Here is a 7,181-nt window from a genome sequence, read left to right as displayed (position 1 = left end):
CTGGCCATTGCGCAGGATCTTGATCATCAGGTCGGTGCCGATGTTGCCCGAGCCGATGATGGCGGCTTTCAGTTTCTTGCTCATAACCTGTTCCTCATCATTCTTGTTGTGATGAACCCGTGCTCAGGAGAAGCGGACCGACGCGCTGCCCATGCCGCCGATGTCCACCCGCATATAGTCACCAGCCTTGACCGGTTCCAGCGGTACCAGCGACCCCGACAGGATCACCTCACCGGCCTTCAGGGAAATACCGAATTTGCCCAGGGTGTTGGCGAGCCAGGTCACACAGTTCACCGGCGACCCCAGCGCCGCGGCGCCAGCACCGGTACTCAGGACGCGACCGTTCTTTTCAACCACCATGCCGCAGGTCACCAGGTCGACCTTGCGCGGTGAAATCGCCTGGTCACCCAACACAAACAGGCCGCAGGAGGCGTTGTCGGCGATGGTGTCCTGGATCGCGATCTGCCAGTCCTGTATCCGCGAATCGACGATTTCGAAACAGGGCATGACACATTCGGTGGCCGCCAGCACATCGGCGTTGGTGATCCCCGGGCCGGTCAGGTCCTTTTTCAGGATGAAGGCAATTTCGCCCTCTGCCCGGGGCGCGATCAGCCGGTCGCTGATGGGCACCACCTCACCGCTGTTGAACACCATGTCGTCGGTCAGGTAACCAAAATCCGGCTGGTGCACGTTGAGCATGTTCTGCACCGCCTTGCTGGTGACGCCGATCTTCTTGCCGATGACCGAGGCACCATCCGCCAGCCGGCGTTCCAGCATGCGCAGGGAGATGTGGTAGGCGTCGTCAATGGTGATGTCTTCACCCCGGCTGGTCAGCGGCGACACCGCCTCGCGCTTGATCATGGCCTGGTAGAGCTCGTCGCCGAGCGCCTGGATTCTTGCGTGTTCCATAGTCTTTCCCTGCCGATTAGAGTTTGATACAGACGTTCTTCATTTCGGTGTAGAACTCCAGTGAGTGCACCCCACCCTCGCGCCCAACGCCGGATTGCTTGCTGCCACCAAACGGCGTGCGCAAATCCCGCAGGAACCAGCTGTTCACCCAGACAATCCCGGCCTCGATCTGGCCAGCCACACGATGGGCCCGGCTCACATTCTCGGTCCACACTGCTGAGGCCAGGCCATAGGGCAAGCTGTTGGCCAGCTCGATGGCTTCCTCTTCGGTATCGAACGGACGGATATGGCAACAGGGCCCAAAGATCTCGTCGGTGACCACCGCCGAATCGTCCGCCAGCCCCGTCCAGATGGTGGGCTGAACCCAGGCGCCGCCGGCCAGCTCGGCAGGCATATCAGGCACGCCACCCCCGGTGACGACGGTGGCGCCGTCATCAACCGCTTTCTGGTAATAGGACAGCACCTTTTCCCGATGCTTCAGGCTCACCAGCGGGCCCATATTGGCTTCGCTGTCATCTGGCGGCCCGATCTTGAGCCCTTCGGCTGCGGCCTTCAGACGGGTCACAAACTCATCGAAGATGGCACGTTCGACATACACCCGTTCGGTGCCCAGGCAGACCTGCCCGCAGTTGGCGAAGGCGGAACGCATGGTGCCCTCAATGGCCTTGTCCATATCGCAATCCGCAAACACCAGGCCGGCGTTCTTGCCGCCCAGTTCCAGGGAGATATCGCGGATACCCCGGGCGGCCGCTTTCATAATGACCTCGCCGGTGCCGGTCTCGCCGGTAAAGGTGAAACCGTCGACATCCGGGTGCTCGGTCAGGAAGGCACCGGCGGAATCGCCGCCGAAGCCGTGAACCACGTTGTAGACACCGTCCGGCACTCCGGCGTCCTTCATCACTTCGCCCAGGAGTGCAGTGGTGGTGGGGGTCTCCTCGGACGGCTTGACCACCACGGTGTTGCCACAGGCCAGCGCCGGCCCCACCTTCCAGGTCATCAGCAACAGCGGCAGGTTCCAGGGGCTGATCACGCCAATGACCCCTTTGGGGCGGCGCACAGCGTAGTTCAGCGCGCCGGTGCCATCCGGCGTCGGCATTTCAAACGATTCCGTGGGCACGTTCTTGATCATGTCCGCGAAGACCTTGAAGTTGGCCGCGCCCCGGGGAATGTCGATGTGGCTGGCCAGGGACTTGGGCTTGCCGGTGTCCAGGCACTCCGCTTCCAGGAACTCGTCAAAGCGGGCGTTAATGCCGTCCGCGACCTTATGCAGGATCTGGGTGCGCTGCTCCAGGGTCATCTTGCCCCAGGGGCCACGCAAGGCGGCCTTCGCGGCCTGCACAGCGGCGTCAACTTCTTCGCGGCCCGCCTCGTGTACCTTGCTGATCACCCGGCCATTGGCCGGATTGATGTTGTCGAACAGTTTGCCGCTGGCAGAGCCGACGTATTGCCCGTTGATGTAATGTTTGATGTCGTTCATTGCTGCTAGGTCCTGTTGCGTCGGAGGCGGATCAGGTCAGTACGGTCAGGAAGCGCTCGTTAAGCTGGCGATCATGATAGAAAATCGCCTTACCCAATTCGTCCGCATCCCATGTAACCGGAGGATGGTCTGGGTAGTGGTAATCGCCACCTGCAAATACTTCGTTTCGGTTACCGGAAGGGTCAAAGAAATAAATGGTTTGTCCATGGGTGAGACCGTGACGCGTTGGACCGATGTCGATAGCGGTATCCGTCATCGACAGCAAATCGGCTGCCCGCAAAACATCGTGCCAAGTTTCAAGAAAGAACGAGGCATGATGGAATTTGTCTGGTTCGTCGTTATGAATGAAGGCGACATCGTGGGCCTTCATCCCAACTGTCAGGAACTGGGCCACCCTCGTACCATCGGGAGCGACGACCTGTTCGGCCAGGTCGAATCCCAACACGCTACTAAAAAGGTCCAGGGTCTCAGGAAGGTTTGGCCCATACAGAAGGCAGTGGTCAAATCGCGAAGCACGCATTCCACTCAAGCCTCTGGGCCAGGCTTCTGGATTGTGGTCCCCAACCCCCCACTTTCCCGTCTGCTCCTTAGTCGCGAACAGCTCGAACAAATGACCTGTCGGCGCTCTGAATTGAACGCGTCGGCCACAATCCTTTAAATCTCCCTCCGGAATATCTTCCACCTCACAACCGCGCGCCAAAAGCTCTTTCCTAAGCTCCTCGACAACTTCCTCACTTGTGCACTTGAACCCCATAAAATCCATACCAGGCTCATAGGACTCTCGTAATATGACGGAATATTTATCAACCTCCGTCCAGGCCTTCAGATATACACGGCCTTCCTGATCCCGATCCATTTCAATCAAACCCATCAACTCAACGTAGTGCTTGACCGCTTCATTAAGGTCAAGCACTCGAATTTGAACGTGTCCTGGACGCATTACACCTTTCTTCATGACATCACCTATTTGTTGTATTTACATTGAATGTCAGATCACTTTTTGGATAACAACGGCAGGCGAGAACCTTACCGTTCAGCTTGTCGAGTTCTGAAACATGCTTCTTACTCATTTTCCCAAGCTCGTATTCGCCGCTTAACACCTGCACTTTGCAAAGCCCACACCCTCCTCCTTTACAGCCAATTTTTGGCAACATAAAACAGGACCTCTCCATCGACCTCAGCAGGCTTTCATCTTCCCTGAGCGTTATCTCACTTCCACTGGTTACCTCCAATGCTACTAACACGCTCATCAAAACCTCTGGAAATGTGATTAACCAAAATATAACCGTGAAAAATTAAGGATAATAAAAAATAAAACAACAGAACCGCAAAAATTAACCAAAACATAAAGCCAATTAAATCACAGGAATTAACCCTAAACCCAATGCCCGAAATTTAAATATTCCCTAACAGTACCTATCGAAAATGAGTTGTTCCTGAGGAAAACCACTCTCAAAAAGCGACTTCTCAAGACTGGCGGTCATCACCGGTGGTCCTGCACAGTAAATGTCATAACTCCCCAGATTCTCTTTAAAAAGAGATAAAAGCACATCATGCAGAAATCCTGTGATTGTATAACTAGACTCAGAGTAGACTGATGCCACGGGGTAATATTCAATCAGCCCTTTCCTATCACCTACCAAATTCCTAAATTCATCCAGGGGAAGCAGGTCGGCATCTGTCTTACCCCCAAAAAGAAAATGCAGCCTAGACTCCTGATTACTCGAAATATGCTCGCGGGCTATTGACAGCATTGGTGCTAAACCCGATCCCCCAGCAATACATATTTTATCCCTTTCGTTATACCGGTAATGGGCGATTCCATAAGGCCCATCCAAAGCAATGGCATCACCATGGGACAGGGCCCGCTCTGAGAAAAGATAATCAGAGACACCCCCGTTTTTCATATTTTTAATCATGAATTCAAGAACACCATCCTTAGGGAGGTTGGACATTGAATATGCCCTTTTACCTAAACCTGGAATGGTCAAAATTGAATATTGACCCGGGATGAATTCCTTGGTTTTTTCTACCTTAAATGAAAACGCTGAAATATCATGGGTTATGGGATTTATCGAAATAAGGTTCGCAGCCTGCTCGGATGGCGAATACTTGGGAATGTATTCGTCGGACAACATCACTTTTATTTCGACGTCACCAATCGGGGTGCACTGGCAACCCAGCAATCTATTTTTCCGTGTATCCCTTTCTGTAATCGCTGGCGCTTCCGGATATAGGTTTTCGAACTCGCCATCCAATGTCGTGAACTTGCAGGTCCCACAGGATCCCGAATTACATTCATAAGGAAAACCAAGACCACTTCTCAATGCAGCTCTAGCAATAGTCTCATTATCACCACACTCAAACTCTTCACCTGTATGTACTTTTACAATAGCCATGTTAGATCACCATATATAGCTTTCCTTCAACCACTCTGGCCTCATAAGTTCTAACAGGAACAGTACAAGGAGCGGCGGTCGGCTCTCCTGTCATGAAATTAAAAGCACCAGCATGGAAGGGGCACTCCACCTCACAACCATCTACATCTCCGTCGCACAACGATGCATTACCGTGAGAGCATTTATCATCGATCACGAAAAATTTATCGTCGTACTTAAATACGGCCAGAGCGGGAAAGTTTGGCAACTCCACTCGGAACCCTTCCCCCTCCACCGGTTCCGAGGCATCACAAAGAAAAGCCAGGTCATTTTTTTCAGCTGCTTCCGTCATAGCTAGAAACCTAATTAAAATTGAATCTATTTGGATACTGGCTCTGGAGAAATATCGTTAGATCCAGTCGATCAATGAGCCAGGTTTTGTTTATCCTCGACAACGCCGCCTCATAGACCCCGGCCATTATGGAGTCATGATTCCCGGAGCTTTCATTTATTGTCGAAAGTTCCCACAGAGCCCACTTGGCCTCTGCCACCCTGTTGTCTTCAGATATCTGTATGAATGGAGTAGCCATGGCATGAAAACTCCAGAGAATCTTTTTCTCTGCTATTCCCCTGAGTCCCGCCTGAATCCCAGAGCGCCCATGAAACTCACCAAATCCGTGGCAGCGCCATACCGCCTCCTCAGAAAACAGCGGCCCAAGAACCTCAGGGTCATTCATGCGATCCGCGCCAAACCCATATTTGGCGATCAGATTCCTTATTTCCTCAAAGGAGTAAAGCCGTTCAAAATTGGCGGTTGTACTGCTCATACCATGGCTACCTTATTTAATTACACATTCACTGTGTTGCCATGCTCCGCAACAAACCTTGCTTCCTCAAACGCGTAGGGCACACCGGAGTCACCGCCATACAACTCAACATGGGGAGCAATTTCTGCGAGGCTCAAAGCCATCCAGTAGAGCGGCTGATCGCTTTTAGGCAACTGGCCATATGGGTGGTTGTCCAGATACTGGAGCACCTCCTCCATCCTCGGCATGATGTGATCATAAAACGCCTTAAGTTCTGCAGGGGTTGAGGTAATCCTCTGTTTTTGACGCTCGTTTTCAGTGGGCTTCGCCCACTTTTCGACGAAACTCTCGAGTTCACTGAACTGATTCGGCAATGTATTTGTCATTATTTACTTCCCATTCACTTAAGATATTTTTCAAGAACGTGGTAACCGTGGCGCAATAGAATTTCTTCGTCCTGAAGATGCATTACATCTTTTGATCCTGACTCCAATGCGTCCTGGGTGTCTTCCATCGTCGCCGTATCTTCAAGCCAGGCATTCCGCTGGAGCGTTACCGCAAACTGCTGCGCCCACCTTTCTGAATAGGTGTTAACTTTCGGAAGGTAATATTTCCCCTCCCAGCGAGTTTTATTCGGTCCCATAGGCCAGAACTGATGGGTAAACCACAAACCTTCACTGATATGAACAAGGATATTTGGGAAGAAAACCGTCAATTCGAACGCAAAATCCTTTCGATTGCTCGGATTTACAGATTCGGGCAACATGGACTTCTCTTTATAATTGACAAGAGATGCCCCGGTAATCGAAGTTGCTAATGCAGCTGCAGGTTCGGGCTTTGCGTTGTTGGTAAGGCATACCGCCGCAGTTCGGTGATCACCAAGAAGTTGAAGGTCCTGGAGTCCCGAGCCAAAAACATTTGGGAATGAGCCCGCGTGGATGGTCGCAACATGGTATGCCTCCGCGAATGCGTCGTGGGCAACCTTCCAGTTACAATTGAGTTCTGTGTTATAGGCAAACACATCTTCCATCTTTCCAAATGGAAAACCCGCCAAGTGTTTGCCCATGTCACCCAAGTATTCTTCAACGGACTGGGTTCCCTCGCTGTCCAGATTAACGAAGATAAATCCCTCCCAGACTTCTGTTCTGATTTTCGTTAATCCATTGTCCTCTCTCGCAAAACAAGGATGGAAGTTGCCTTCTTCCGGCACATCAACCAGATCCCCCTTTGCGTCATACACCCAACCATGGAATCGACAGGTAACGACGGCAGCCTTACTGTTACCAAAAGTTTCGTCCCCGCCCGTTTCAACAACAACCTTATTTCCACGATGGGAACAGGTATTGTGGAAACCGCGGATCACATCGTCCTTTCCCCTGATCAAAATTACCGATGTTTTCGCGAAATCCAGTTTTTTAACTTTGTAATCGCCTTTCTTTGGGATCTCCTCTACCCGACCAACCTTGAGCCAGGTTTTCTTATAAACCTTTTCAACCTCTTCCTCATAAGCGTCACTTGAAACATACGGTGCCACCGGAATAGGGTCGCTACCAAGTTCCGGGTATTTATTCGCCCAACGCAGTGCTACAGCTTCGGTCATTTTTATTCTCC

General features: G+C 52.0%; 9 protein-coding genes. All 9 read right to left on the bottom strand.

The features are described 5' to 3' along the window. Nucleotides 1-123 precede the first annotated feature (123 nt). The 9 genes from dmpE to BMZ67_RS09835 all read right to left on the bottom strand — a co-directional run bounded on the left by dmpE (nt 124) and on the right by BMZ67_RS09835 (nt 7,170). Nucleotides 124-909 (bottom strand): 2-oxopent-4-enoate hydratase, encoded by a 786-nt coding sequence (gene dmpE / locus BMZ67_RS09875; protein WP_092022054.1) that lies wholly within the window; start codon nt 907-909, stop codon nt 124-126. Between the two features lie 16 nt (nt 910-925). Then, on the bottom strand, nt 926-2,386 hold the full coding sequence (locus BMZ67_RS09870) for a 2-hydroxymuconic semialdehyde dehydrogenase (protein WP_092022052.1): 1,461 nt from the start codon (nt 2,384-2,386) through the stop codon (nt 926-928). Nucleotides 2,387-2,417: 31 nt separating this feature from the next. After that, nucleotides 2,418-3,341, bottom strand: coding sequence for a catechol 2,3-dioxygenase (locus BMZ67_RS09865; protein ID WP_092022050.1), 924 nt, complete (start codon nt 3,339-3,341; stop codon nt 2,418-2,420). 4 nt (nt 3,342-3,345) lie between these two features. Beyond that, nucleotides 3,346-3,636, bottom strand: coding sequence for a 2Fe-2S iron-sulfur cluster-binding protein (locus BMZ67_RS09860; protein ID WP_092022048.1), 291 nt, complete (start codon nt 3,634-3,636; stop codon nt 3,346-3,348). Nucleotides 3,637-3,792: 156 nt separating this feature from the next. After that, entirely contained in the window at nt 3,793-4,785 is a 993-nt protein-coding gene (locus BMZ67_RS09855) for a 2Fe-2S iron-sulfur cluster-binding protein (RefSeq protein WP_092022046.1), read from the bottom strand. A gap of 1 nt (nt 4,786) precedes the next feature. Further along, complete coding sequence (locus BMZ67_RS09850; RefSeq protein ID WP_092022044.1) at nt 4,787-5,116, bottom strand: non-heme iron oxygenase ferredoxin subunit; 330 nt, start codon at nt 5,114-5,116, stop codon at nt 4,787-4,789. A 10-nt stretch (nt 5,117-5,126) separates the two neighbouring features. After that, entirely contained in the window at nt 5,127-5,591 is a 465-nt protein-coding gene (locus BMZ67_RS09845) for a nuclear transport factor 2 family protein (protein ID WP_092022042.1), read from the bottom strand. A gap of 20 nt (nt 5,592-5,611) precedes the next feature. Then, the gene (locus BMZ67_RS09840) at nt 5,612-5,956 is read right to left on the bottom strand and encodes a hypothetical protein (protein ID WP_092022040.1); all 345 of its coding nucleotides are present in this window, start codon (nt 5,954-5,956) and stop codon (nt 5,612-5,614) included. Between the two features lie 14 nt (nt 5,957-5,970). Continuing rightward, a complete protein-coding gene (locus BMZ67_RS09835; protein ID WP_092022037.1) occupies nt 5,971-7,170 on the bottom strand; it encodes an aromatic ring-hydroxylating oxygenase subunit alpha in 1,200 nt (399 codons plus the stop codon). Nucleotides 7,171-7,181 lie beyond the last annotated feature (11 nt).

Origin of the sequence: Marinobacter zhejiangensis (genome assembly GCF_900114775.1) — a bacterium.
Taxonomy (GTDB): Bacteria; Pseudomonadota; Gammaproteobacteria; order Pseudomonadales; family Oleiphilaceae; genus Marinobacter; species Marinobacter zhejiangensis.
The sequence above is the reverse complement of the archived record's forward strand: the minus strand, read 5'-3'. Positions and strand labels throughout refer to the sequence as shown.

Excerpts from the sequence above, each read along its gene's own strand:
- dmpE (WP_092022054.1), bottom strand. The coding sequence starts at position 909 with ATGGAACACGCAAGAATCCAGGCGCTCGGCGACGAGCTCTACCAGGCC.
- BMZ67_RS09870 (WP_092022052.1), bottom strand. The coding sequence starts at position 2,386 with ATGAACGACATCAAACATTACATCAACGGGCAATACGTCGGCTCTGCC.
- BMZ67_RS09865 (WP_092022050.1), bottom strand. The coding sequence starts at position 3,341 with ATGAAGAAAGGTGTAATGCGTCCAGGACACGTTCAAATTCGAGTGCTT.
- BMZ67_RS09860 (WP_092022048.1), bottom strand. The coding sequence starts at position 3,636 with ATGAGCGTGTTAGTAGCATTGGAGGTAACCAGTGGAAGTGAGATAACG.
- BMZ67_RS09855 (WP_092022046.1), bottom strand. The coding sequence starts at position 4,785 with ATGGCTATTGTAAAAGTACATACAGGTGAAGAGTTTGAGTGTGGTGAT.
- BMZ67_RS09850 (WP_092022044.1), bottom strand. The coding sequence starts at position 5,116 with ATGACGGAAGCAGCTGAAAAAAATGACCTGGCTTTTCTTTGTGATGCC.
- BMZ67_RS09845 (WP_092022042.1), bottom strand. The coding sequence starts at position 5,591 with ATGAGCAGTACAACCGCCAATTTTGAACGGCTTTACTCCTTTGAGGAA.
- BMZ67_RS09840 (WP_092022040.1), bottom strand. The coding sequence starts at position 5,956 with ATGACAAATACATTGCCGAATCAGTTCAGTGAACTCGAGAGTTTCGTC.
- BMZ67_RS09835 (WP_092022037.1), bottom strand. The coding sequence starts at position 7,170 with ATGACCGAAGCTGTAGCACTGCGTTGGGCGAATAAATACCCGGAACTT.